Annotated in this window: 20 protein-coding genes; 7 read left to right on the top strand and 13 right to left on the bottom strand. The window is 58.9% G+C overall.

The features are described from left to right. Positions 1 to 7 precede the first annotated feature (7 nt). The 5 genes from ACZZ0G_RS13005 to ACZZ0G_RS12985 all read left to right on the top strand — a co-directional run bounded on the left by ACZZ0G_RS13005 (position 8) and on the right by ACZZ0G_RS12985 (position 5,289). Complete coding sequence (locus tag ACZZ0G_RS13005; RefSeq protein ID WP_463556396.1) at positions 8 to 1,201, top strand: SfnB family sulfur acquisition oxidoreductase; 1,194 nt, start codon at positions 8 to 10, stop codon at positions 1,199 to 1,201. Beyond that, positions 1,201 to 2,559, top strand: coding sequence for an LLM class flavin-dependent oxidoreductase (locus tag ACZZ0G_RS13000; protein WP_463556395.1), 1,359 nt, complete (start codon positions 1,201 to 1,203; stop codon positions 2,557 to 2,559). The genes ACZZ0G_RS13005 and ACZZ0G_RS13000 overlap by 1 nt, the downstream gene beginning before the upstream one ends. A 162-nt stretch (positions 2,560 to 2,721) precedes the next feature. Beyond that, positions 2,722 to 3,531 carry a MetQ/NlpA family ABC transporter substrate-binding protein gene (locus ACZZ0G_RS12995; RefSeq protein WP_463556394.1) on the top strand — a complete coding sequence of 270 codons (810 nt, stop codon included), beginning with the start codon at positions 2,722 to 2,724 and terminating at the stop codon, positions 3,529 to 3,531. A gap of 2 nt (positions 3,532 to 3,533) precedes the next feature. Continuing rightward, entirely contained in the window at positions 3,534 to 4,655 is a 1,122-nt protein-coding gene (locus ACZZ0G_RS12990) for a methionine ABC transporter ATP-binding protein (RefSeq protein WP_463556393.1), read from the top strand. After that, positions 4,645 to 5,289, top strand: a complete 645-nt coding sequence (locus tag ACZZ0G_RS12985; RefSeq protein WP_034151854.1) for a methionine ABC transporter permease — start codon at positions 4,645 to 4,647, stop codon at positions 5,287 to 5,289. The genes ACZZ0G_RS12990 and ACZZ0G_RS12985 overlap by 11 nt, the downstream gene beginning before the upstream one ends. A 72-nt stretch (positions 5,290 to 5,361) precedes the next feature. Here ACZZ0G_RS12985 and ACZZ0G_RS12980 read toward each other — a convergent pair whose 3' ends face one another. Continuing rightward, positions 5,362 to 8,169 (bottom strand): RHS repeat domain-containing protein, encoded by a 2,808-nt coding sequence (locus tag ACZZ0G_RS12980; protein ID WP_463556392.1) that lies wholly within the window; start codon positions 8,167 to 8,169, stop codon positions 5,362 to 5,364. A gap of 157 nt (positions 8,170 to 8,326) precedes the next feature. Between ACZZ0G_RS12980 and ACZZ0G_RS12975 the strand changes: the two genes are divergently transcribed. After that, positions 8,327 to 8,953, top strand: coding sequence for a class I SAM-dependent methyltransferase (locus ACZZ0G_RS12975; RefSeq protein ID WP_463556391.1), 627 nt, complete (start codon positions 8,327 to 8,329; stop codon positions 8,951 to 8,953). A 214-nt stretch (positions 8,954 to 9,167) separates the two neighbouring features. Here the strand turns inward: ACZZ0G_RS12975 and ACZZ0G_RS12970 are convergent, their stop codons facing one another. From ACZZ0G_RS12970 to ACZZ0G_RS12960, 3 genes are read right to left on the bottom strand one after another with little or no spacing between them, the layout of a single operon-like run. Then, a complete protein-coding gene (locus tag ACZZ0G_RS12970; protein ID WP_463556390.1) occupies positions 9,168 to 12,215 on the bottom strand; it encodes an efflux RND transporter permease subunit in 3,048 nt (1,015 codons plus the stop codon). Next, the gene (locus tag ACZZ0G_RS12965; protein WP_463556389.1) at positions 12,212 to 13,276 is read right to left on the bottom strand and encodes an efflux RND transporter periplasmic adaptor subunit; all 1,065 of its coding nucleotides are present in this window, start codon (positions 13,274 to 13,276) and stop codon (positions 12,212 to 12,214) included. The genes ACZZ0G_RS12970 and ACZZ0G_RS12965 overlap by 4 nt, the downstream gene beginning before the upstream one ends. Further along, entirely contained in the window at positions 13,273 to 14,376 is a 1,104-nt protein-coding gene (locus ACZZ0G_RS12960; RefSeq protein WP_463556388.1) for an efflux RND transporter periplasmic adaptor subunit, read from the bottom strand. The genes ACZZ0G_RS12965 and ACZZ0G_RS12960 overlap by 4 nt, the downstream gene beginning before the upstream one ends. 156 nt (positions 14,377 to 14,532) lie before the next feature. On the opposite strand from ACZZ0G_RS12960, the gene ACZZ0G_RS12955 reads away from it, so the two are divergent. Continuing rightward, a complete protein-coding gene (locus ACZZ0G_RS12955; protein ID WP_463556387.1) occupies positions 14,533 to 15,729 on the top strand; it encodes an AAA family ATPase in 1,197 nt (398 codons plus the stop codon). 195 nt (positions 15,730 to 15,924) lie between these two features. Here the strand turns inward: ACZZ0G_RS12955 and ACZZ0G_RS12950 are convergent, their stop codons facing one another. The 9 genes from ACZZ0G_RS12950 to ACZZ0G_RS12910 all read right to left on the bottom strand — a co-directional run bounded on the left by ACZZ0G_RS12950 (position 15,925) and on the right by ACZZ0G_RS12910 (position 23,581). Continuing rightward, positions 15,925 to 16,797 carry a transporter substrate-binding domain-containing protein gene (locus ACZZ0G_RS12950; RefSeq protein WP_463556386.1) on the bottom strand — a complete coding sequence of 291 codons (873 nt, stop codon included), beginning with the start codon at positions 16,795 to 16,797 and terminating at the stop codon, positions 15,925 to 15,927. After that, positions 16,794 to 17,576 carry an amino acid ABC transporter ATP-binding protein gene (locus tag ACZZ0G_RS12945; protein WP_463556385.1) on the bottom strand — a complete coding sequence of 261 codons (783 nt, stop codon included), beginning with the start codon at positions 17,574 to 17,576 and terminating at the stop codon, positions 16,794 to 16,796. Before ACZZ0G_RS12945 ends, ACZZ0G_RS12950 begins: the two co-directional genes overlap by 4 nt. After that, the gene (locus ACZZ0G_RS12940) at positions 17,573 to 18,232 is read right to left on the bottom strand and encodes an amino acid ABC transporter permease (protein ID WP_463556384.1); all 660 of its coding nucleotides are present in this window, start codon (positions 18,230 to 18,232) and stop codon (positions 17,573 to 17,575) included. The genes ACZZ0G_RS12945 and ACZZ0G_RS12940 overlap by 4 nt, the downstream gene beginning before the upstream one ends. Further along, positions 18,213 to 18,878 (bottom strand): amino acid ABC transporter permease, encoded by a 666-nt coding sequence (locus ACZZ0G_RS12935; protein ID WP_123375646.1) that lies wholly within the window; start codon positions 18,876 to 18,878, stop codon positions 18,213 to 18,215. The genes ACZZ0G_RS12940 and ACZZ0G_RS12935 overlap by 20 nt, the downstream gene beginning before the upstream one ends. 674 nt (positions 18,879 to 19,552) lie before the next feature. Then, the gene (locus tag ACZZ0G_RS12930) at positions 19,553 to 20,350 is read right to left on the bottom strand and encodes a MetQ/NlpA family ABC transporter substrate-binding protein (RefSeq protein WP_016985636.1); all 798 of its coding nucleotides are present in this window, start codon (positions 20,348 to 20,350) and stop codon (positions 19,553 to 19,555) included. Between the two features lie 167 nt (positions 20,351 to 20,517). Then, positions 20,518 to 21,450 (bottom strand): sigma 54-interacting transcriptional regulator, encoded by a 933-nt coding sequence (locus ACZZ0G_RS12925; RefSeq protein ID WP_463556383.1) that lies wholly within the window; start codon positions 21,448 to 21,450, stop codon positions 20,518 to 20,520. Between the two features lie 54 nt (positions 21,451 to 21,504). Then, positions 21,505 to 22,086, bottom strand: coding sequence for an alpha/beta hydrolase (locus tag ACZZ0G_RS12920; RefSeq protein ID WP_038359745.1), 582 nt, complete (start codon positions 22,084 to 22,086; stop codon positions 21,505 to 21,507). A gap of 366 nt (positions 22,087 to 22,452) precedes the next feature. After that, positions 22,453 to 22,854: an ExbD/TolR family protein gene (locus ACZZ0G_RS12915; protein WP_003220570.1), complete on the bottom strand. Its 402-nt coding sequence runs from the start codon at positions 22,852 to 22,854 to the stop codon at positions 22,453 to 22,455. 1 nt (position 22,855) lies between these two features. After that, complete coding sequence (locus ACZZ0G_RS12910; RefSeq protein ID WP_223025583.1) at positions 22,856 to 23,581, bottom strand: MotA/TolQ/ExbB proton channel family protein; 726 nt, start codon at positions 23,579 to 23,581, stop codon at positions 22,856 to 22,858. Between the last annotated feature and the right edge of the window lie 38 nt (positions 23,582 to 23,619).

Raw genomic sequence — 23,619 nt, 5'->3', positions numbered from 1 at the left:
AAAAAGCATGACTCTTTCCCATCACGTCGCGGTCATCACCAGCGATGAACAAGCCCTGATCGTCGCCAGCGACCTGGCCGAGGATTTCAAACGCGACAGCGCCGTGCGCGACCGTGAACGCCGCCTGCCACTGCCGGAACTCGAGGTGTTTTCTCGCTCGGGCCTGTGGGGCATCAGCGTGCCGAAGGAATACGGCGGCGCTGGCGTGTCAAACGTGACCCTGGCCAAAGTCATCGCCCTGATCGCTCAGGCCGACGGCTCGCTCGGACAGATCCCGCAGAACCACTTTTACGCACTGGAAGTGCTGCGGGTGAACGGCAGCCACCAGCAAAAACAACGGCTGTACGCCGAAGTGCTCGCCGGCCAGCGATTCGGCAATGCACTGGCGGAGCTGGGCACAAAAACCGCCCACGACCGCGTCACCAGCCTCAGACGCGACGGCGATGGCTATCGCATCAACGGCCGCAAGTTCTATGCGACCGGCGCGATTTACGCACAGCGCATTCCGACTTCGGTAGTCGATGAAAACGGTGTGCAGCAACTGGCCTTCGTCCCCCGCGACAGCCAAGGCCTCACCGTGATCGACGACTGGAGCGGCTTCGGTCAGCGCACCACCGGCAGCGGTTCGGTGGTATTCGAAGACGTCTACGTCGCTGCTGAAGACGTGATCCCGTTTCAAAGCGCCTTCGAACGGCCAACCACCGTTGGCCCGTTGGCGCAAATTCTTCACGCCGCCATCGACACCGGCATCGCCCGCGCCGCTTATGAAGACGCGTTGCACTTTGTGCGCAGCAAAACCCGGCCGTGGATCGATTCCGGCAACGACAAAGCCACCGAAGACCCGCTGACGCTGAAAAGCTTCGGCCACTTGAGCATTCGCCTGCACGCCACCGAAGCCTTGCTTGAGCGCGCTGGCGAATTCCTCGACGCCGCGCAGGCCGAGACCAACGCAGAAACCGTTGCCGCCGCTTCGATTGCCGTCGCCGAAGCACGAGCGATCAGCACTGAAATCTCTTTGGCCGCCGGCAGCACGCTGTTCGAACTGGCGGGTAGCCAGGCGACCCTGATCGAACACGGCCTCGACCGCCACTGGCGCAACGCCCGCGTGCACACCTTGCACGACCCGGTGCGCTGGAAATATCACGCGGTGGGCAACTACTACCTCAACGATGAAAACCCTCCGTTGCGAGGAACGATCTGATGAGCGCGGCGAAAAAGAAGATCCTGCTCAACGCGTTCAACATGAACTGCATCGGCCACATCAACCATGGCCTGTGGACGCATCCGCGCGACACCTCGACCCGCTACAACACCATCGAATACTGGACCGAACTGGCGCAGTTGCTCGAGCGTGGGCTGTTCGACGGTTTGTTCATCGCCGACATCGTCGGCGTGTATGACGTCTACCAGAACTCGGTCGATGTCCCGCTGAAAGAGTCGATTCAGTTGCCGGTCAACGACCCGTTGCTGCTGGTGTCAGCGATGGCCGCCGTGACCAGAAACCTTGGCTTCGGCCTGACTGCAAATCTCACTTACGAGCCGCCCTATCTGTTCGCCCGACGCATGTCGACGCTCGATCATTTGAGTCGTGGTCGCGTCGGCTGGAACATTGTCACCGGCTACCTCGACAGCGCCGCCAAAGCCATGGGTCTTAGCGAACAGGTCGAACATGACCGCCGCTATGACCAGGCTGACGAGTACCTGGAAGTTCTCTACAAACTCTGGGAAGGCAGTTGGGAAAACGGCGCCGTCCTCAACGACCGCGAACAACGCATCTACGCCAACCCGGAAAAAGTGCACAAGGTCGAGCACAAGGGCGAGTTCTATCAGGTCGAGGGTTATCACCTCTGCGAGCCTTCACCACAACGCACGCCAGTGTTGTTTCAGGCCGGCAGCTCCGATCGCGGTTTGCTCTTCGCCGGGCGTCATGCCGAATGCGTGTTCATCAGCGGCCAGAACAAGCCGTCGACCAGGGTTCAGGTCGACAAGGTCCGCGCCAGCGCCGTTGAAGCGGGGCGCAACCCTGAGGACATCAAGGTGTTCATGGGCCTCAACGTGATCGTTGGCGCGACCGAAGAGGCCGCATGGGCCAAGCACGCCGAGTATCTGAGCTACGCCAGCGCCGAGGCCGGCGTCGCGCATTTTTCTGCATCGACCGGCATCGACTTTTCCCAGTACGAGATCGACGAACCGATCCAGTACGTGAAGAGCAACGCCATTCAATCGGCGACCAAGAACCTGCAAAACAACGACTGGACCCGGCGCAAATTGCTCGACCAGCATGCCCTCGGCGGCCGCTACATCACCGTGGTCGGTTCGCCTGAGCAAGTCGCGGATGAGCTGGAATCGTGGATCGCCGAGACCGGGCTCGACGGCTTCAACCTGACCCGCATTGTCACGCCGGAAAGCTATGTGGATTTCATTGAGCTGGTGATTCCGGAGCTACAGCGGCGTGGGTCGTACAAGACCGCGTACGACACCGGCAGCTTGCGCGAGAAGTTGTTTCACGGCGGGGCACAGTTGCCCGAGCAACACACCGGCTCCCACTATCGCCAATAACTCTTTGTACTGATCGTTCCAACGCTCTGCGTGGGAATGCAGCCCGGGACGCTCCGCGTCCCAACAGCGGACGCAGAGCGTCCATAGAGGCATTCCCACGCAGAGCGTGGGAACGATCTGTCCAGACACCACAAAATTAATGCACTGACTGGAAAAACCATCATGACCAAGAAACGCCTGTCCCACCCAGTCAAAGCACTGGCCCTGGCCCTCGGCCTGTTCAGCTCGGCCGTTTTCGCCGCCGACGCGCCGTTGAAAATCGGCACCACCGCCGCCTTCGCCATCCCGCTGGAAGCCGCTGTCGAAGAAGCTTCCAGACAAGGCCTGAAAGTCGAGCTGGTGGAGTTCACCGACTGGATCGCACCGAACGTCAGCCTCGCCGCCGGCGACATCGACGTGAACTACTTCCAGCACATCCCGTTCCTCGAAAACGCCAAAGCTGCGTCGGGTTTTGATCTGGTGCCGTTCGCCCCGGGGATCATCAACAACGTCGGTCTCTACTCGAAAAAATACAAAAGTTTCGACGAGTTGCCCGAAGGCGCCAGCGTTGCCATCGCCAACGACCCGATCAACAGCGGTCGCGGTCTGCAACTGTTGGCCAAGGCCGGTTTGATCACGCTGAAACCGGGTGTTGGCTACAAGGCCACCGAAGATGACATCGTCGCCAACCCGAATAAAATCAAAATCCTGCAAGTCGAAGCGGTGCAACTGGTGCGCGCTTATGACGACGCCGATCTGGTGCAGGGCTACCCGGCCTACATTCGTCTGGCAAAGACTTTCGATGCCGGTTCGGCGCTGCTGTTCGACGGTCTCGATCACAAGGAATACGTGATTCAGTTCGTCATCCAGCCGAAGAGCAAAACCGATCCGCGCCTGATCAAATTCGTCGACATCTACCAGCATTCGCCGGTCGTTCGCGCGGCGCTGGATAAGGCCCACGGCAAGCTGTATCAAGCCGGTTGGGAAAGCTGAACATGACGGCCGCGATCCAACGGCGACTGGAAACTCCAGAGCCACACATTGCTGAAAAAACCGAGCTGCATCCTGAGCTGAATCGCGCCCACGTGCGCTTCATCGGGCTGGGCAAAACCTACAACGGCCGGCAAGGCCCGGTCGCGGCATTGCAGGGCATTGATCTGGCGATTCAGCGCGGAGAAGTGTTCGGCATCATCGGCCGCAGCGGTGCTGGCAAGTCGTCGCTGATCCGTACGATCAATCGTCTGGAACAGCCGACGTCGGGGCGAGTGTTGATCGATCAGGTCGATATCAGCGAATTCGATGAAGACCGTCTCGTCGCGCTGCGTCGGCGCATCGGCATGATCTTCCAGCACTTCAATCTGATGTCGGCCAAGACCGTTTGGCAGAACGTCGAACTGCCGCTGAAAGTCGCCGGCGTGCCGAAAGAGCAACGCGAGAAAAAAGTCCGCGAACTGCTCGAACTGGTTGGCCTGCAAGCCAAGCACAAGGCTTATCCGGCGCAGCTCTCCGGCGGGCAGAAACAGCGTGTCGGCATCGCCCGCGCGCTGGTGCATGACCCGGATATTTTGCTCTGTGACGAAGCCACTTCGGCACTTGACCCGGAGACTACGCAGTCGATCCTCGGCCTGCTGCGCGAGATCAACAAACGCCTGGGCCTGACCATCGTTTTGATCACTCACGAGATGGCGGTGATTCGCGAAATCTGCGATCGCGTCGTCGTGTTGGAACACGGGCGGGTTGTCGAGCAAGGCCCGGTCTGGGAAGTTTTCGGTAATCCGCAGCACGAAGTCAGCCAGACCTTGCTGGCACCGCTGCAATACGCTTTGCCGGAAGAATTGCAACGCCGTTTGCAGACGCAGCCGCCCTCCTCCGACGCCGCTGTGGTGCTGCGTTTGCAATTCACCGGCAACGCCAGTGATGAACCGGATCTGGCCGCGCTTTTCACAGCACTCGGCGGTCGGGTGAAGTTGCTTCAGGGCGGCGTTGAGCGGATTCAGGGGCATGCGCTGGGGCAACTGTTGTTAGCCGTAAGCGGCTCAGCGTTCAGCGCCGAACAATTACGCGAGCGCGCCGCGCAATGGGCGCAGCGAGTGGAGGTAGTGGGTTATGTGGTTTGATCGCTTGCTGCAGGGTTTTATCGACACGTTTCTGATGGTCGGCGTGTCGTCGTTGATCGCTTTGCTGGTGGGGATTCCCATGGCAGTGATCCTGGTCACCAGCGACAAGGGCGGCATCTACGAAGCGCCGGTTTTGAACCGTGCCTTGGGCGCGTTCGTGAACCTGTTCCGCTCGATCCCGTTTCTGATTCTGATGGTCGCGCTGATTCCGTTTACCCGGTTGATCGTCGGCACCACCTACGGTGTCTGGGCTGCCGTGGTGCCGCTGACGATCGCCGCGACACCGTTTTTTGCGCGGATTGCCGAAGTGAGCCTGCGCGAGGTTGATCATGGTCTGATTGAAGCGGCGCAGGCGATGGGTTGCCGGCGTTGGCACATCGTCTGGCATGTGCTGTTGCCGGAAGCGCTGCCAGGGATTGTTGGCGGTTTCACCATTACCCTGGTGACGATGATCAACTCGTCGGCCATGGCCGGCGCCATTGGGGCTGGTGGGTTGGGGGACATTGCCTATCGCTACGGCTATCAGCGCTTTGATAGTCAGATCATGTTGACGGTGATTGTATTGCTGGTGGCGTTGGTCGCGGTGATTCAATTGGGTGGGGACCGGTTGGCTCGGGGCCTCAACAAGCGCTGAGTTTGTCGTCCTTCTTCCGTTGCGGCTCAGGCTCTGTTCTAGCCGCAATACGGATGCAATTCCAACGCTGGCTCACCCTGCGACATGCACTTGAATGGAGTTTTTTTTCAAAAAACGATTGGTGCTCTCGTGGCTGATGGCACTGTCCAGATCCTGTTGACTCTGAAAAACCAGATCGGTCATGTTTTTCCAACTCACAGCGCTGTGAGATTGCCATTCCACGTATGCGGCAGGCGATTCAAGACCCTTTTCACTTCCGTCAATAACCTGGCTTAACACTTTCCAGGTGTCCAGTTCCATTCTGTGAAAAACGGGATATAAATTTTCAAATGAAGCGAGGTTATCCATTGAAGTTTTCAGATCGAAGCTGTCAACTCCGGTCAGCGTCATGTACTCGCGTGACTGATCCGGCAAATAGAACGCGGCCGCACCGTATGACGATGCACCTCCGGCGCTAGCGAGACTTTCAGAGAGTTTCAATGCTCCGTAAACAGGCCGCATTTCTCCGCTGAATTTTGGATGATCCACCGACCCATACTTTTTTAATATCTTGGAGGGGGAATGAGCATAGTCGTACATGCCCATTTCAACTCCATCCCTGATTTCAGAACTAAACCCTGGTTCAAATCCCCGCTGCCATACATTTTCAACAACACTGCCTCTTAATTCATTAATACTCTCGATCGTAAAATTGATGGTGAGTTTCGACTTGGCAATAACCTCCACGGCTGCCTTAAGCAATTCTTCCGCAGCACCTGCGTTGTCTACACGCGCCAGTTTTTTCACTTTTAAGATGGCGTAGCTTTTATCCGTTTCTTTGCGGGCCATGATGTTGGGCACCAGATGCTGTTTGAAGTGAATTTTTTTAGCGGTCTCAGCTTTGCTTTCACCACTGAAAAATTCACTTAGCCCCCGTACTGTTCCTCGCTCATCAGTAAAGATCACTGGATTGTTGCCTACCATTTCAAATAAATTCAGACCGTCAATTTCCCCCATGGGATCGGCACTGACCCACCGTTGCAACCAAGGTGCGTAGTAGCGATAACCGTAGTGATAAAGCCCGGTCGCATCCCTCTCCTTGAGCGAATAACGGATAGTCTTGTACTTCGCCAGCAACGCACTTTTAGCCGCCCAGCACGCTGTGCCACCAAAAGCGTAATAGTGTTCCTGACTCAATATTGCTGCGTCATTGTCCAACTCCAAAGTGCTGGAACGGAGATGATCGTGAAGGCTGTAGCTCAGCAGATCACTTTCAGTACCATCGGGCCAGTGCAGTATTCGCACCTGATTACGCCCGGCCTCGACGCTAACCACATGCCGTTCTTTTCCGTCCGCTTCGCGATGAACCTCAAGACCCGGCAGATAACGCACTTCTGTTATCAAGGTTTGCCCGGATGCCAAGCTGAAACGTGTTTTACGCAGTCGATGACCCGGTTGGTCGTAGCGATAACATTCACAGTCATCAGGCTCATCCTCGCGTTGCACCAACACCACTCGGCTCAACTCATTGCGCACATTCCAGGTCATGGCCTGCCCGCGCACCAGCCCCAAGTGATTGCCGCAGGCATCGAATCCGCTAACGATATCTGACTCTTGCGGCAGAGAACCGTCATCGCGCTGTCCCAGACTTCGATTGCTGCCGGCAGAGGTAAACATCGAAAAAGCCGGTGCACCGCTGTGGTGGCGAGTGAGCAGATTGCCCGCCGCATCGTAGGCAAAGGTCTGGGTGTAATTGCGTCGTTGATTAGGGTCCAGCGGCGCGGGTAGCAGATCTGGTAATGCCGGGCCGTGGGTCGGCTCACTGACCTCCCAGCCCTTGGCTTCGATCAGTTGGTACAGGCTGTCGTAGCAATACCGGCTGACAGGATCGATGCGCTGGTTATTGAAGTAACTCACACCCTGAACTCTATCTTCCAGGCTAACAATATTGCCAACCGGGTCATAGGCGTAGTTCAAGTCCTGCACAGGTGTCTGCGCGCTGATACCGGCGACCAATCGACGTAAGCGACCGTCATCGCGGCTGTACTCGGCACAGGCAGTAATGCCGTTACCGGCCGTCTCACTTTCCACCTGATCCTCAGCGTTGTAGCGGATTTCGCTGACCAGGCATTTCGGCTGCGTGCCTTCGCCGGCCTGCAAAAGCCAGGTCGCGCGAGATTGTCCGGCGACGTTGGAATGCATCGTTTTGATGTTGCCTACCGCATCGACATGACGCCGAAGTTCACCCGTTGGATTGAAAGTCTGGCGGGTGACGTAGCTTCTTTCTTCGAGATATTTATCTCGTTCGACAAGTTCGAGTGGCCAGTCGGGCGTTTCAAGCTCAATCAGAAAACGCTGCGACTCCACCAACACTGCGCCACCCAGGCCATAGTCATTGAAGTGTCGGTTGCCGGCTGGGCCGTCGTGGCGAATCAGTTGGCTACACTGATTGTGCAGCGCACGTTCATCCGTGGAATCCCCATAAACCTGACGTTCAACCACTTGAGATGGCCCGCCGTGCGCTTGCTCGATAAGCGCTATCGGCCGTTGGAGCGCATCGTATTGGTGATGGCTCTGGTTGCCCCGCGCATCCCAGCCGGAACACATCGAACCGGCCTCACTCAACAGACTCAACTGCCAACCGGCGTCAACGCTGTCTGTCAGTACCGCATGCCCGCTCAACGCATAGAGGGTGGCCAGATTCGGCTTCGGCGCCGCTCCCCACAACCGCGGATCCCACGCTGCCACTTGCCGCCCTGCGGCGTCAAAGATCTGCCGGGTAATACGCGATTCGATGTCGGGTTGGTCCGGATGCCGACAATAGGCAACGCTACGAATCGCCAAGGCGCGCGGGTCCATGACCGACAAGGTCGGAGTGGCGGTGTCATGGTGAGTCTTCATGGTGACGCGAGTCCCTGGCATCAGTGGAGCAAGAGTGAACCTGTTTTCCTTCGCCCGATACTGTAAGAACTAACAGGTGCGGCCAGCCATTTATCACCAGCGCTCCCGCCGTCATGGCGTATATTCGGCAAATCCCAATTGCCCGCGTATCCCTACCATGAAGCAGACCCCCAACGATCTCGAACAGATCACCGCCACCACCCTCGGCCACTACAACTCGGTGGCCGAAGACTTCCGTGAAGGCACCCGCGACCACGACGTCAGCCAGAACATCGATGCGTTACTGCGGCATATCCAAGGCGCGGCGCCGTTCACGATTCTGGATTTCGGCTGCGGGCCGGGGCGGGATTTGCAGACGTTTACGCGCATGGGTCACATCGCCGTCGGGCTGGATGGTTCGCAGGAGTTTGCGCGAATGGCCCGTGAGGACAGTGGCTGTGAAGTGTTGCAGCAAGACTTTCTGAAGCTGGATTTGCCGGCTGAACGCTTCGACGGGATCTTTGCCAATGCAGTGCTGTTTCATGTGCCGTTGCAGGAATTGCCACGGGTATTGAAGCAATTGCACGACGCGTTGAAACCGGGGGGCGTGTTGTTCAGCTCCAATCCGCGCGGGGATAATCGTGAAGGCTGGAACGGGCCGCGGTATGGCTCGTATCACGATCTTGAGGCGTGGCAAGGGTTGTTGATGGCGGCGGGGTTTGTCGAGCTGGAGCATTATTACCGGCCGGCGGGGCTGCCGCGTGAGCAGCAGCCTTGGTTGGCGAGTGTTTGGCGCAGGCGTTGAGTCAGAAAAAGCCCTCACCCCAGCCCTCTCCCGGAGGGAGAGGGCGCCGATTGGGGGATATTCGAGAAGTACACCGGCCGGATCCAACTGCGCCGAATCCATAATCGACGCGATTTTTCAGGTCGATGAATAGCGCCAGACACCCCGGTCAGTCCCCTCTCCCTTTGGGCGGTCCGACGTTTCGGGAGGGTTAGGGTGAGGGGCTGCTGTTGACTCAGTCCCTCTTCGGCTCGCGAATCTTGTACCAGGCCACATACAGCGCCGGCAGGAACAGCAGCGTCAGTAACGTCGCCACCACAATCCCGCCAATCATCGCGTAGGCCATCGGCCCCCAGAACACTTCGCGGGCAATCGGGATCATGCCCATGCTCGCTGCGGCTGCGGTCAGCAGGATCGGTCGGCGCCGATGCTCGGTCGCCTCGACCACCGCATCCCACGGCGCATAACCTTTCTTCTCGAACTCATCGATCTGCGTCACAAGAATCACCGAGTTACGAATGATGATGCCGATCAGCGCGAGAATCCCCAGGATCGCCACGAAGCCCATCGGCGTGCCGGTCGGTACCAGCGCCAGCACCACCCCGATCAGCCCCAGTGGCGCGACACTCGCCACCAGGAACATCTTCTGCACGCTGTGCAACTGGATCATCAGAAAGGTCGCCATCAGGAACAGCATCAACGGCAACACCTTGGCGATCGGCCCCTGGGCCTTGCCGCTTTCCTCGACCGTACCGCCGGTGGCGACTTTGTAGCCCACCGGCAGTTTGGCGGCGAACGCATCGATCGACGGCTTGAGGATTTTCACCAGGTCGGTCGGCTGGATCTCGTCGCGCACCGAAGCCTTGATGGTAATCGTCGGCAAGCGGTCGCGACGCCACACCAGCGGCTGCTCCAGTTCATAACGTACGGTGGCGAATGCCAGCAATGGAATCGACGTACCGCTCGGCGTGACAATCTGCAGGTTTTGCAGGGTCTCCGGCGTACCACGCTCGGAATCCACCGCGCGGCCGACCACGTTGATCAGGTAGATATCGTCATCGACCTGAGTCAACGGCGAACCACTGACGATGCTGTTCATCAGGTTCGCCACGTCTTCGGACGACAGCCCGAGCTGGCGTGCCTTGTCCTGGGCAATGTCGATGCGCAGGACTTTGCCCGGCTCGTTCCAGTCGTAAATGATCTCGCCGATGTGCGAGTTCTTGTCCAGTTCGGTGGCAAGGTCGATGGCGTGCTTGCGCACCTGATCGATGTCCTTGCCGCTGACCCGGTACTGAATCGGACGCCCCACCGGCGGGCCCATTTCTAGCGCTTGCACGTAGCTGCCGATGCCGACGAAGTCCTTGTGCAAGCGCTCGCGCAGGCGTTGGCTCAACGCCTCACGGGCCTCGAAATCCTTGCTGACGATCACCAGTTGCGCGTAGTACGGGTTCTGCAACTGCTGGTCGAGGGGCAGGTAGAAACGGATCGCGCCCTGACCGATGTAGGTGCTCCAGCGCACGATGTCCGGGTCGCCCTTGAGCGTCGCTTCAAGCTTGTCGACGGCCTTGCGGGTTTCGTCGATCGAGGCGTTTTGCGGCAGGTTGAGATCAACGAGGATTTCCGGACGGTCCGAGGACGGGAAGAACTGGTTCTGCACAAAGCGCATGCAAAAAATCGACAGGGCAAACAACAGCACGGTGATACCGATTGCCCACCAGCGATTGCGCATGGCCCACAGCAAGCCGCCATTGAATGCGCGGCCGATGCGACCCGGTTCCGCCTCATGGGGTTTCACGTTGGCGCTGAGGATGTGCACGCCGATCACTGGCGCAAAGAACACCGCCACCACCCACGAGACGATCATCGCCACCGCGATCACCGCAAACAGCGTGTAGGTGTATTCACCGGCAGAACTGGCGTTGAGGCCGATCGGCACGAAACCGGCGACGGTCACCAGCGTACCGGTGAGCATCGGGAACGCCGTCGAGGTGTAGGCGAACGTGGCAGCCTGCTCCTTGGTCTCGCCCATCTCCAGTCGGGTGACCATCATCTCCACGGTGATCATTGCATCGTCGACCAACAGACCGAGGGCGATGATCAACGCCCCGAGGGAAATCCGCTGCATGGTGATGCCGCTGTATTCCATGAACACAAACACCATCGCCAACACCAGCGGAATCGAGCAGGCCACCACCAGACCGGCGCGCACGCCGAGGCTGATGAAGCTCACCACCAGCACGATGATCACCGCTTCGAACAATGCGCTGGTGAAGCCGCCGACAGCCTCTTCCACCACCACAGCCTGATCGGACACCGTGTGCACACCGACGCCCACCGGCAAGTCAGCCGTCAGTTGGTCGATGCGCGCATGCAGGGCCTTGCCGAACTCCTGAACGTTGCCACCTTTCTGCATGGCAATGGCGAGACCAATCGCCGGTTTGCCGTCGAAGCGGAACTCCGGCGTGGCCGGGTCGACGTAACCTCGGCTGATCTCGGCGATATCGGCCAGACGATAGAAGCGGTCATTGAGCTTGAGATTGACCTCGGCCAGATCCTTCTCCGAAGCAAACTGCCCGGAGGTGCGCACGGAAATCCGCTCCGGCCCGGCCTCGATCACACCCGCCGGCGTCACGGCGTTCTGCGATTGCAAGCTGTCCACCACCTGACGCTGATCGATGCCCAGCGCGGCGAGTTTGCGCGTGGAGAAGTTCAGGTAAATCACTTCGTCCTGCTGGCCGACCATTTCGATCTTGCCCAGCCCCGGCACATTGCGAATCTCGGCCCGCGCCTGCTCGACGTAATCGCGTAGTTGACGCATGGTCAATCCGTCGGCAGTAAACGCATACACCGAACCGAACACATCTCCGAACTCGTCGTTGAATCCCGGCCCCTGAATACCCTGGGGAAACTGCCCGCGAATGTCATCGATCTTCTTGCGCACCTGGTACCAGATTTCCGGGATGTCCTTGGCGCTGGTGGTGTCGCGCAGGTACACGTACACCGTTGATTCGCCGGGGCGCGTGTAGCTTTTCACGTAATCGAGGGAGTCGAGTTCTTCGAGTTTTTTCTCGATGCGGTCGGTGACCTGCTTGAGGGTTTCCTCTTGCGTCGCGCCCGGCCATTTGGTCTGGATCACCATAGTCTTGATGGTGAACGAAGGATCTTCTTCGCGCCCCAGATTGAAGTACGAGAACACCCCCATGAGCAATCCGACGAACATCAGATACCAAACGAAAGACTGATGCTTGAGGGCCCATTCGGAGAGGTTGAAAGAGCCTTTCATTGACTGTCCTCGTCAAGTTTTACCGATTGTCCGGGTTTGAGACTGTTGACGCCGGCGCTGACCACACGCTCGCCGTTCTTCACGCCGCCGGCGAGTACCACGCTGCTGTCAGTGCGGCTGACCACCGTAACGTCGCGGGGGCTGACGGTTTTGTTTTGCGTGTCGATGACCCAGATGCGTGATTTGCCGTCGATCTCCTGCAGCGCCGTCGCGGGCAGTTCGATACGCGGTTTTATCGCCGAACTGAGGGTTACGCTGATTGCCGTACCGAGGCGGAAGCCGTCCGGTGTATCGGCCAGGGTCAGGCGTGCCCGCCGGGTGCGCGTGGCGCTTTGCGCCTGCGGCTCGATTTCGCGGATGACCGCTGTGGTGTTGATGCTCGGGTCGAGTTGCGCGGCCACCGAGAACACTACGTCGCTGGGAATCTGATCGACCAGGGTATCCGGCAGATCGATCACCGCTTCCTTGATGTCCGGTTGCGCCAGGGTCACCACTTGCTGACCGGCGGTGACGACCTGCCCGGCCTCGGCATTCCACGCGGTGACCACGGCGCGGTGGTCGGAGCGCAGTTCGGTGTAGCCGAGCTGGTCCTTGCTCTGATTGACCGCCGCGCGCGCTTGATCGAGCGAGGCCTGGGTGGTTTTCAGATCGGTCGTGGCGATGTCCAGTTGCGCCTGTGCGCCAACACCGCGATCGAACAGCGCTTGCTGGCGGCGCGCATTGGCTTGCGCGTTGATCAATTGCGCCTGGACTTTCGCCAGATCACCCTGGGCCGAGCGCAACTGGTTTTGCTGATCGGACGGGTCGAGGGTGGCGAGCAGCGTGCCCTTCTCCACTTCGGCGCCGACATCGACGTTGCGGCTGGCGATGCGGCCACCGACGCGGAATCCAGTGTTGCTCTCGTAGCGCGCCTGAATGCTGCCAGCAAAACGGCCGAGGTTTTCCTCACTCAGCGCTTCGACTTTGACCGACAGCACCGGACGTACCGGCTCCGGCGGCGGTTCTTTCTTCGAGCACGCAGCCAACAACACAGCAACGGGTAACAGCCACAGAGACTTCATGGCTGTGCTCCCGGTTGCAGATCCTTGTAGGTGTTTTCGGCGATCTCGACTTTCATCCCCGGGTGCAACAACTGCCCGCCGGCGACGATGACTTTCTCGCCGCCCTTGAGGCCCTCGCTGATGATGACTTTACCGGTCAGGTAACGCCCGACAGTGACCGTGTGCAGTTGCGCCTCACCGTTGTCGTCGACCATCCACACCGCCGGATCGCTGACGTTTTTGGTCAGTGCTGACCACGGCAGTTCAACCGCTGATTTGCCCGAACCTTTGGCCGTGGCGCTGACCACCGAACCGAGTTGCATGCCCGGCGGCAGTTTGTCGAGGGTGACTTTGACTTGCACGGTGCCGGACTGCGCCGACACCGCCGGGGTGACTTCGCGCACGGTGCCGGTGGTTTTGATTTCTGGGTTGTCGAGCAGGCTGACGGTGATTTTGTTATCCGTGGGGCGCTCGGCGAGCAGTGATTCATAAACGTTGAACACCGCATCGCGGTCGCCATCGCGGGCGAGGCTGAATATCGGCGCGGTGGCCTGCACGACCTGGCCGACTTCGGCCTGGCGCTCGGTGATCACGCCCGGCGCGTCAGCAATCAGTGAGGTGTAACTGAGTTGATCCTTGGCGTTGGCCAATTGCGCCTGCGCCGCGCTCAAGGCGCTCTGGCTGCTGCGCAACGCGGCTTGGGCGGAGTCGTATTCACTCTGGCTGGTGTAGCCCTTGGGCAGGAGTTTTTGCTGGCGCACGAACGCAGCGGCGCTCTGTTTTACCCGGGCTTGTTCGGCAACTACCTGGGCCTGAGCGGAATCGACGTTGGTCTGCAAATCCTTCGGGTCGAGTTTGGCCAGCACCTGTTTGGCTGTGACGCGGTCGCCGACGTCGACCATACGCTGAATGATCTTGCCGCCGACGCGGAACGACAATTCAGTCTGCACGCGCGCCTGCACGTCACCGGTCAACGTCACCGAGGCCGCGTAATCAGTGGGTTTGACCTCTTGTACAAAAACCCGTGGCAGGTATTCCTCAGGGGCTTTCTTCTCGCCGCAAGCGGTCACCAAAGTGAACAGACTCAGCACGACCGCTGTTTTCAAACCGGGACTCGCCATGCAGACTCCTTCCTGTGTACGAACGTGCAAGTGACGATACGACTGTGAGCTTAGAACAGGGTTCAACGTTCGCCCGCTCGTCTCCCCATATTTCCATGTCGGCGCTGCCGCAGGGGTATTCTGTCGCAGATTCAGTACATCCAGAGAAGGACTTCCATGCTCAACACCCTGGCAGTGGCCAATTACCGCTCGATCAATAAATTGGTGATCCCGCTGGGCCGACTGAACCTGATCACCGGCCCCAACGGCAGCGGCAAGTCCAATCTCTACCGGGCCTTGCGCCTGCTGGCAGAAACCGCACAGGGCGGTGTGGTCAATGCGCTGGCCCGCGAGGGCGGGCTGGATTCGACGTTTTGGGCCGGGCCGGAAACCATCAGCCGGCGCATGCGCAACGGTGAGGTGCCGATCCAGTCGACGGTTCGTCAGGGTGTGAAGCGATTGCGCCTGGGATTCGCCGGGGAGGATTTCAGCTATTCGATCAGCCTCGGCCTGCCTGATTCCAACGGGCACTTCATGCTGCCCGAGCACTCTCGGCCGATTCCCTCGCGCTTCAGCCTCGACCCGCAGATCAAGCGTGAATGCATCTGGGCCGGCCCGCATTACCGGCCCGCCAGCCTGCTGGTCGATCGCGACGGCCCGATGATCCGCGCACGCACCGAACGAAAATGGGATGTGCTGGCGCAACACACGCCGAACTTCGACAGCCTGTTCGATCAGGTTGGCAGCCTGCGTAGCTCGCCGGAAGTCTTTCAGATGCGCGAGTTCATTCGTCGCTGGCGCTTTTATGATCACTTTCGAAGTGACGCCGATGCACCGGTGCGCCAGCCGCAGTTGGGCACGCGCACGCCGGTGCTGCATCACGATGGGCGGGATCTGGCGGCGGCGTTGCAGACCATTATCGAGATTGGTGACGGCGACGCGATGCGTGCGGCGATTACCGATGCTTTTCCTGGTGCAAGGGTGCATATCGAAGCGCAGGCCGGTGGACGCTTTGCCATTGAGTTTTATCAGGAGGGTTTGTTGCGGCCGTTGTCGGCGGCAGAGTTGTCCGACGGCACATTGCGCTATCTGCTTTTGGTTGCGGCACTACTGACGCCGAGGCCACCGTCGCTGATGGTGCTGAACGAGCCGGAAACCAGTCTGCACCCAGATCTGTTGCCAGCGTTGGCGCGGTTGATTATCCGCGCTTCCGAGCAGTGTCAAGTGTGGGTGGTGTCGCATGCGCGGCGGTTGATTTCGGCGTTGCAGGAAGAACCGGAGTGCAATTGCATCGTGCTGGAGAAGACGCTGGGGGAGACCGGGATTGTCGGGCAGCGGATGCTGGATGAACCGGCGTGGCATTGGCCGGATTGAGCGTTCCAGTCAAAAGCGCCTCACCCTAGCCCTCTCCCAGAGGGAGAGGGGACTGACCGAGTGGTTCTTTCGAGTAACGCCGACATGAAAGTCGCGAGTTGAACTCAGGTTTTGAAAAGCCCAGAGATCGGCTCCCTCTCCCTCCGGGAGAGGGCTGGGGTGAGGGGCAGGCCTCACCGCCGACCTAACAGACAATCACCCCTGCCACTTGCCACCCTCGACAATCACACTCTCAGGCTTGGTGTCATCGCTCAGTTCTTTACGCACATATTGGTCGTACAGCTTGAGCAGATACTTCTCCTCACCCAGCTTGGCCAGCTCAGTATTCACCCAGTCACGCAGCTCGAGATTGCCCTTCTTCACCGCCGGCGCAATCGGCGCTTCCGCACCCAGTTTTTCATCGAGCACGCGATAGCCCGGGTTCTGCTTGGCCCAGCTGAACAGCACCAGATTGTCCTGCGCATAAGCATCGCCGCGACCATTGGCCAGGGCTTGCAGCGATTCGGAGTTTTTCTCGAACTTGAGCAGCTTCCAGTCCGGATGATTCTTGGTCAGCCAGATATCGGCAGTGGTGCCCGTAGTGACGATGGTGGTGCGGGTCGCCAGGTCATCAAGATTTTTCACCGAGCTGTTTTGCGGCACCAGCGCCTGCACCGCGACCTTGAGGTTCGGGTTGGTGAATTCCACCGCTTCCTTGCGCTCAGGCGTGACGGTCATGTTGGCGAGGATCAGGTCGACCTTGTCGCTTTGCAGAAACGGAATGCGACTCGCCGGTTCGACGGCGACGAATTCGACCTTGTTTTCATCGCCGAGCAGATCCTTGGCGAAACGACGGCCGATGTCGGTATCGAAACCTGCGTAGCGCCCCGCTTCATCGACAAAACCAAACGGCGGCTTGTCGGTAAACACGCCGACGATCAGTTTGTCGCGGGCCTTGATCTTGTCCAGATAACCGGCCGGCGCGGTGCTTTCGCTGGCGACCTTCGGCTTTGGCGGTTCTTCGGTTTTGCTGCAACCGGCAAGCAAGGCGAGGCTCAGTAGGGGCAGTAAAAAAAAGGCAGTTTTCATAACAGTTCCAGTTCCTTTGTCGGATTCGTTTTGGGCAGTGTTGCAACGAAGGAGAACTTCTCCAGAAACTGCTGCGCGCGTGCGGTTTGCGGGTTCGTAAAGAAAATCTCGGGCGGGTTCTGTTCAAGGATGCGCCCGGCATCCATGAACACGATGCGGTCGGCCACCGCGCGGGCGAAGGCCATTTCGTGAGTGACGATCAATAGGGTCATGCCTTCGCGAGCGAGGCCCTGAATGACCTGCAACACTTCCTTGACCATCTCCGGGTCAAGGGCGGCGGTGACTTCATCAAAGAGCATCACCCGTGGGTTCATGCACAGCGAACGGACGATGGCGATGCGTTGCTGTTGGCCGCCGGAGAGCTGACGCGGAAAGGCATCGCGCTTATCCAGAAGTCCCACGCGTTCAAGCAGCGCTTCGGCTTGCTGCTGCGCCTCGCGGCGCTGACGCTTCTGCACCTTCAGCGGGCCGAGCAACAAATTGTCAAGCACGCTCATGTGCGGGAACAGGTGATAACTCTGGAAGACCATACCGATCTGCTGGCGAATGTCGCGCCAGTCGGTGGCCTTGTCGAGCAGCTCGCGGTCGATAAATTTCAGGCTGCCGCTGTGGGCCTCTTCCAGTCCATTGAGGCAACGCAGCAAGGTACTTTTGCCGCAACCACTGGGGCCGAGGATGACGATCACTTCGCCGCTCTGCACCTGCAGTTCGATGCCGTTGAGCACCTGCTGCTCGCCATAGAATTTGTTGAAACCGTGAAACTCGATCAATGCGCTCATGCTTGCGTCCAGCGCCGCTCCAGCACGCGCGAAGCGGCCGACAGCGGGTAGCAGATGAAAAAGAAAAACAGGAACAGCGCGCCGTAGATCAGCACTGATTCGTAGGTGCGTTCGATGATCTGCTGGCCGACCTTGATCACGTCGACCACACCGATCAACACCGCCAGCGAGCTGGTCTTGATGATCCGCGTGTAGACGTTGATAGTCGGCGGCGTCATGCGCTTCAGCGCTTGCGGCAGCAGCACGTAGCCGTAGAGCTGCGCGGCGTTCAGAGCGATCGATAGTCCCGCTTCACGCTGTCCGCGTGGCAAAGAATGCAAGGCTCCGCGCGCCACTTCGCCGACCTCGCTGGCGCCCCACAGCGACAGCACCAGCACCGCGCACCAGAAACTCGGAATGCTCAGGCCGAAGAAAATCGGCAAACCGAAGAACAACAGGTACAGCCAGACCAGCACCGGAATCGCCCGGAACAGCTCCAGATACACCCGCAAGATCGCGTTCAGCCACGTCACGTTCAACGTGCGCAACACCCCGTAGACCACACCGCCGACCGTACTGATGGCGATGCTCAAAAACGAGATCGACAAGGTTTGCCCGGCGCCCTTGGCCAATTGCGGCAACGACACCCAGAGCAGTTCAAGACCCGAACTGGCCATGCTGGAGCCTCCTTTCCAGACGGCTGAGCAACAGCGACAGCGGCAAGAACAGCAGCACGCAGATCAGCGTCAGCACGGCGAGCATTTCGTAGGTTTTGTAATAGAGCGCGATGTAGCTCTTGGTGGTGTAGAGAATTTCCGGCACCGCCACCGCCGAGACCACGGTGGTTTCCTTGAGCAGGAAAATGAAATTGGCGAACAGCGACGGCAAGCTGAGAATCCCCGCTTGCGGCAGGATTACGTAGCGCAGCAATTGACCGTGGGACAGGCCGATCGAACGCCCCGATTCCAGTTGCGCCTGCGGCACCGCATCGACGCCAGCACGCAGCACTTCGGTGAGGTAGGCGCCGCCAAGGAACGTCATGGTGATGATCGCGGCGGTGAATCCGGAGACTTTGATCCCCAGCGCCGGCAAGGCGAAGTAGACGAAAAACAACTGGATCAGCAGCGGCGTGTTGCGCGCCAGTTCCACATACAAGCCCACCAGTTTTTGCAGGTAAGGCGTGCGGAACACCAGAATCGTCGCGTTGAGCAGCGCCACCAGCAGCGAGGTACCGATGGCGATAAATCCGACCTGCAGCGTCACGCCCACGGCTTTTAGAAACGCCGGCAGGGTGCTGAGGATAAATGCGTAATCGAAGGTCATGAAACGTCCTGGACGCCGCTCGGTAAGCGACGGTGCTGCAGTCCATGGACAGCGGATGGCTGTCCGGCAAGCACTGACTTTATAGGTATAAAAACAAGAATTTAAATACCGTTAAAGCATATTGATATCACCCAAAAAACTAACCTGTGGGTTTGCCGGGAAGGAATAAGAAGGCTATTTTCCTTTGCGCTGTAGGACGGATCTTTTTTTCACGAAAGCCCTCCAAGGACGAACAGCTTTTGGCCAGACTCCCCCGGCCAAACCCATAACAAGGAAGAAAACATGGACGTAAAAGTGCCGCAGCGACTGGATCCGCAGGAAATTGTGAAATTGTTGGTGGCGTTGAGGCGGGCGCTGAAGGCCACAGCGTAAATCAAAAGCCCCTCACCCCAGCCCTCCCGAAACGTCGGACCGCCCGGAGGGAGAGGGGGCTGACCGAGGTGTCTGGCGTCATACATCGACCTGAAAGACCGAGTCGATTATGGATTCAGCAGAGATCTTTCACGTCGGCGTACCTCTACGGCATCCCCCAATCAGTCCCCTCTCCCTCCGGGCGGTCCGACGTTTCGGGAGGGTTAGGGTGAGGGGCTTTTCCAACGCACACACAAAAACGCCGATGACCATCACTGGCCATCGGCGTTTTCACACCTTGAAGGGGGTGTTCAAGCGTCAGATCAGAACGCCGGCAGTACCGCGCCGTTGTACTTCTTCTCGATGAACGCTTTGACTTCCGGGCTGGTCAGGGCTTTGGCCAGTTTCTGGATCGCGTCGCTGTTCTTGTTGTCCTCACGGGCCACCAGGAAATTCACGTACGGCGAGTCAGCGCCTTCGATCACCAGCGCATCCTTGGTCGGATTCAACTTGGCTTCCAGCGCGTAGTTGGTGTTGATCATGTCCAGATCAACTTCCTTCAGAACGCGTGGCAGCAGCGCCGATTCCAGTTCCTTGAACTTGAAGTTGTGCGGGTTCTTGGCGATGTCTTTCGGTGTAGCCAGAGCGTTTTTCGGGTCTTTCAGCTCGATCAGGCCAGCCTTCTGCAGCAGGATCAGCGCACGGCCGCTGTTGCTGCCTTCGTTCGGGATGGCGATGGTCGCGCCGTCCGGCAGTTCAGCCAGGGTCTTGTACTTGCTCGAGTAGCCACCGAACGGTTCAACGTGCACGCCTTGCACAGTCACCAGGTACTTGGACTTGTCGTCCTTGTATTTGCCCTGGTTGAAGCTGTTCAGGTACGGCAGGGTCTGGAAGTAGTTGGCGTCCAGACGCTTCTCGCCAACCTGTACGTTCGGCTGAACGTAGTCGGTGAAGACTTTGATTTCCAGATCCACGCCTTCTTTGGCCAGGGTCGGTTTGATCAGCTCGAGGATTTCAGCGTGCGGCACCGGGGTCGCAGCAACCACCAGTTTCTCGCCGGCATTGGCCAGGGAAGCAGTCAGAGCAGCCGCCAATGCGGTAAACAACAGAACCTTTTTCATGCAGTGTCCTTATCGAAAATCACGGTCGCACATGGCGACGGCATTTAATACGTGTGCCAGTGAAGTGATATCGCTGGCGTGGGTCGGACAATACCGGGATTTTTTATTCCCGGACAATAACGTTTATTCAGCTTCATATTCCATTTTGTTCATGTTGAACGAAACGGTTACAAACCTTCACTCAAACGAATCAGCAAATCTTTCAAGGCCTTACGCTCATCGACGCTGCCGCCGATGTTGATTTGTGCAACCAGCCGTTCGATCTGAAGCTGCGGCCCAGACACCTCGGGCAGATTCAGGTGCTCCGGGAGAATCTCGTCACCGGTGCTCACCAGCAGTGCAAAGTGAATAACATTTTCCAGCTCGCGGGTGTTGCCCGGCCAGCTGTGTTGTTCGAGTACATGCTGCGCGGCTTCGCTGATCAGCGGCACAGGGAGGTCGAGACGCTGGCTGTAGATGCCAAGGAAGTACTCGGCCAGCGAGAGGATATCGCCGGTACGCGCGCGCAACGCCGGCAACTCGAGATGACCTTCGCTGAGGTAGTGATAAAGCCGCTCGTGGAATTTCCCGGCGTCCACTGCCTGTGCCAGATCGATACTGGTCGCGGCCACCAGACGCACATCCACCGGACTCGGCTGATGCGCACCGACCCGGGTGACTTCATGATTCTCCAGGGCGGCGAGCAATTTGATCTGGATTGGCAGCGGCAAGTCGCCAATTTCGTCCAGGTACAGCGTGCCGCCATTGGCCGAACCAAACCAACCGGCGCGGCTGCTGGCCGAGCCGCTGAACGTGCCAGCAGCGTAGCCGAACAGTTCGGCATCGGCATAAGTCGGACTGATCGCACCGCAATTGACCGAAACGAACAGACCGCTGCGGTCACTGGCGCGATGGATGTGCCGGGCGAGCAACTCTTTACCGGTTCCCGTCTCACCGCGAATCAACACTGAAATCGAACGCGGTGCCAGTTGCTCCAGCTCTTCGCGTAACTGACGCGAGCGCGGGTCGACAAACACCAACGCCTTGGCGCGAATGCTCAGGGGACTTTTTTCAGCGTCGGGAAAGGTCAGCAATGGCTGACCGAAGGTTTCAAAACTCATGGCAGACTCCCGCCCAAAACCGCCGGCAGACGGGGGCGTTGAAAGAAATAAAAATCAGGCGCGGCGGCGGGCGTGGTGTTCCATGCGGTTTTGCAGGCGATAGAGATAGGCAAAACCCTGCTCCCAACGCTGATGCCCGGACTTGACGTTGATGTGTCCGGCGCCAGCAAGAATCCCCGCCTCGGCGCCCCAGTTGCGCGCCAGCTCCAGAGCGCGCGGCGCACTGACGGCGGCGTCGTTGTCGGAACTGACGACCTGGCTCGGAAAAGGCAGCAAATCAGTCGGGATCGGTGCGAAGTTACGCAGCGCCGGCGCGCAGGTTGGGCGCTCGACATCGGCTGGCGCGACCAGCAAGGCGCCGCGTACCTGACGCAGGTATTGCAGCGGCGCAGTGGCCGCCCAGTGGGCAACGGTAACGCAGCCGAGGCTGTGGGCGATAAGGATGACGGGCGTGCTGTCGGCAGCAATCGCCTCGGCCAGTGCCGCCACCCAGTCTTCACGACGCGGCGTCAGCCAATCGGCCTGCTCGACCCGCGCACTGTTTGGCAGACTGTTCTGCCAATGGCTTTGCCAATGATCTTCTGGCGATCCTTGCCAGCCCGGCACAATCAGGTAGCGGATTGATTCGTTGCGCATGGGGAGCTCTCCTGCGTCGTGTCTGTTCCTGAGCGAGTATAGGGAGGGGATTTATATTCGTTAAGGAATAAGAAGCTATTTATTAAGACCTGAATTGAATATGAGTATTGTGTATGACTTTAGATCCTTTCCCCCTCACCCCAGCCCTCTCCCCCAAGGGGGCGAGGGGGAAGGGAGCCGATCTTCATCCTGTTCAAATCTTGAGTTCGGCTCGAAATCTCAGGTCGGCGTACCTCGAACAATCACCTCGGTCAGTCCCCTCTCCCTCTGGGAGAGGGTTAGGGTGAGGGTTCTGCTTTTAATGCCAGAAATAAAAAAAGGGCCGCACCCTGCCAAGGAGACGGCCCCGGAAAAACGTTGAATCTGTCACCGCGCAGTAATCACCGACAACTTGGTAATCCCCGCCCGTTCAATCGAGGCCATCGCCCGCGCCACTTCGCCGTAATTCACCCCGTCATCCGCCTGCAATTGCACGCGCACTTCCGGGTCCTTGGCCTTGGCCGACTTGAGGTTGAATTCCAGCAAGTCCGGCTGAATCTCGTCCTTGTTGATAAACAATTTGCCGGCGCCATCGATGCTCACCACCAGCGGATCCTTCTGCTCGACCGGCGCCACCGCTTCGGTCTTCGGCAGGTTGATCGGTATCGCATTGGTCAGCAGCGGCGCGGTGACGATAAACACCACCAGCAGCACCAGCATCACGTCCACCAGCGGCGTCACGTTGATCTCGCTGAGTACCTCATCGCTGTCTTGCGTGGAGAAGGCCATATCAGGACGCCTCCTTCACTTTTGCCGCGTTGCCCTGCGCTGCAACCTTGTGCGCGGTCGGGTGAATCAACACGCGGAACGCACTCTTCTGCGCCAGGCTGTAGAAGTCGTGGGCGAAGTCATCCAGATCCGCCGCCGTCAGTTTCAACCGACGCAAAAAGTAGTTGTAAACCAGCACCGCCGGCACCGCGACGGCGATACCCACACCGGTCGCAACCAGCGCTGCACCGATCGGCCCGGCGACCGTTTCCAGGCTCGCTGAACCAGCCGCGCTGATGCCTTTCAACGCCTCCATGATTCCCCACACTGTGCCGAACAAACCAATGAACGGCGACGTGCTGCCAATACTCGCGACCACGGCCAGACCAGTTTCCAGCGAACGCCGTTCGCGGACGATCTGCTGGCGCAAGGCGCGCTCCAGTCGATCCTGATGGTTGATCGCCTGGCTCAAATCATTGGCCTGAGGCGCCTCGCCCACCTGAATCGCCGCGTAACCGGCTTGCGCCACCCGCGCTGCAGCGCCCGGTTGGGTTTCGCTTAACTCAGCGGCGGAGTCGAGACTCGACGCCGCCCAGAAACGTTTATGAAAACGCCGGTCCTGCGCCTTCAAACGACCGAACTGCACAGCCTTGAGCAATGCCAGGCCCCAGGTGGCGACGGAAAAAACCACCAGCAGCCAGATCACCGCGCTTTCGATGGATTCCAGTGGAGATGCCAGTAACGTCATGATGTATTCCCTCGTGTAAACGTTTCGCGCGAATTTGG

Source organism: Pseudomonas sp. AC169, from assembly GCF_979258515.1.
Note: the sequence above shows the minus strand (reverse complement) of the source record. Positions and strands in the feature narration are given on the sequence as shown.

Coding starts and splice junctions, on each gene's coding strand:
- ACZZ0G_RS13005 (WP_463556396.1), top strand. CDS start 8: ATGACTCTTTCCCATCACGTCGCGGTCATCACCAGCGATGAACAAGCC.
- ACZZ0G_RS13000 (WP_463556395.1), top strand. CDS start 1,201: ATGAGCGCGGCGAAAAAGAAGATCCTGCTCAACGCGTTCAACATGAAC.
- ACZZ0G_RS12995 (WP_463556394.1), top strand. CDS start 2,722: ATGACCAAGAAACGCCTGTCCCACCCAGTCAAAGCACTGGCCCTGGCC.
- ACZZ0G_RS12990 (WP_463556393.1), top strand. CDS start 3,534: ATGACGGCCGCGATCCAACGGCGACTGGAAACTCCAGAGCCACACATT.
- ACZZ0G_RS12985 (WP_034151854.1), top strand. CDS start 4,645: ATGTGGTTTGATCGCTTGCTGCAGGGTTTTATCGACACGTTTCTGATG.
- ACZZ0G_RS12980 (WP_463556392.1), bottom strand. CDS start 8,169: ATGAAGACTCACCATGACACCGCCACTCCGACCTTGTCGGTCATGGAC.
- ACZZ0G_RS12975 (WP_463556391.1), top strand. CDS start 8,327: ATGAAGCAGACCCCCAACGATCTCGAACAGATCACCGCCACCACCCTC.
- ACZZ0G_RS12970 (WP_463556390.1), bottom strand. CDS start 12,215: ATGAAAGGCTCTTTCAACCTCTCCGAATGGGCCCTCAAGCATCAGTCT.
- ACZZ0G_RS12965 (WP_463556389.1), bottom strand. CDS start 13,276: ATGAAGTCTCTGTGGCTGTTACCCGTTGCTGTGTTGTTGGCTGCGTGC.
- ACZZ0G_RS12960 (WP_463556388.1), bottom strand. CDS start 14,376: ATGGCGAGTCCCGGTTTGAAAACAGCGGTCGTGCTGAGTCTGTTCACT.
- ACZZ0G_RS12955 (WP_463556387.1), top strand. CDS start 14,533: ATGCTCAACACCCTGGCAGTGGCCAATTACCGCTCGATCAATAAATTG.
- ACZZ0G_RS12950 (WP_463556386.1), bottom strand. CDS start 16,797: ATGAAAACTGCCTTTTTTTTACTGCCCCTACTGAGCCTCGCCTTGCTT.
- ACZZ0G_RS12945 (WP_463556385.1), bottom strand. CDS start 17,576: ATGAGCGCATTGATCGAGTTTCACGGTTTCAACAAATTCTATGGCGAG.
- ACZZ0G_RS12940 (WP_463556384.1), bottom strand. CDS start 18,232: ATGGCCAGTTCGGGTCTTGAACTGCTCTGGGTGTCGTTGCCGCAATTG.
- ACZZ0G_RS12935 (WP_123375646.1), bottom strand. CDS start 18,878: ATGACCTTCGATTACGCATTTATCCTCAGCACCCTGCCGGCGTTTCTA.
- ACZZ0G_RS12930 (WP_016985636.1), bottom strand. CDS start 20,350: ATGAAAAAGGTTCTGTTGTTTACCGCATTGGCGGCTGCTCTGACTGCT.
- ACZZ0G_RS12925 (WP_463556383.1), bottom strand. CDS start 21,450: ATGAGTTTTGAAACCTTCGGTCAGCCATTGCTGACCTTTCCCGACGCT.
- ACZZ0G_RS12920 (WP_038359745.1), bottom strand. CDS start 22,086: ATGCGCAACGAATCAATCCGCTACCTGATTGTGCCGGGCTGGCAAGGA.
- ACZZ0G_RS12915 (WP_003220570.1), bottom strand. CDS start 22,854: ATGGCCTTCTCCACGCAAGACAGCGATGAGGTACTCAGCGAGATCAAC.
- ACZZ0G_RS12910 (WP_223025583.1), bottom strand. CDS start 23,581: ATGACGTTACTGGCATCTCCACTGGAATCCATCGAAAGCGCGGTGATC.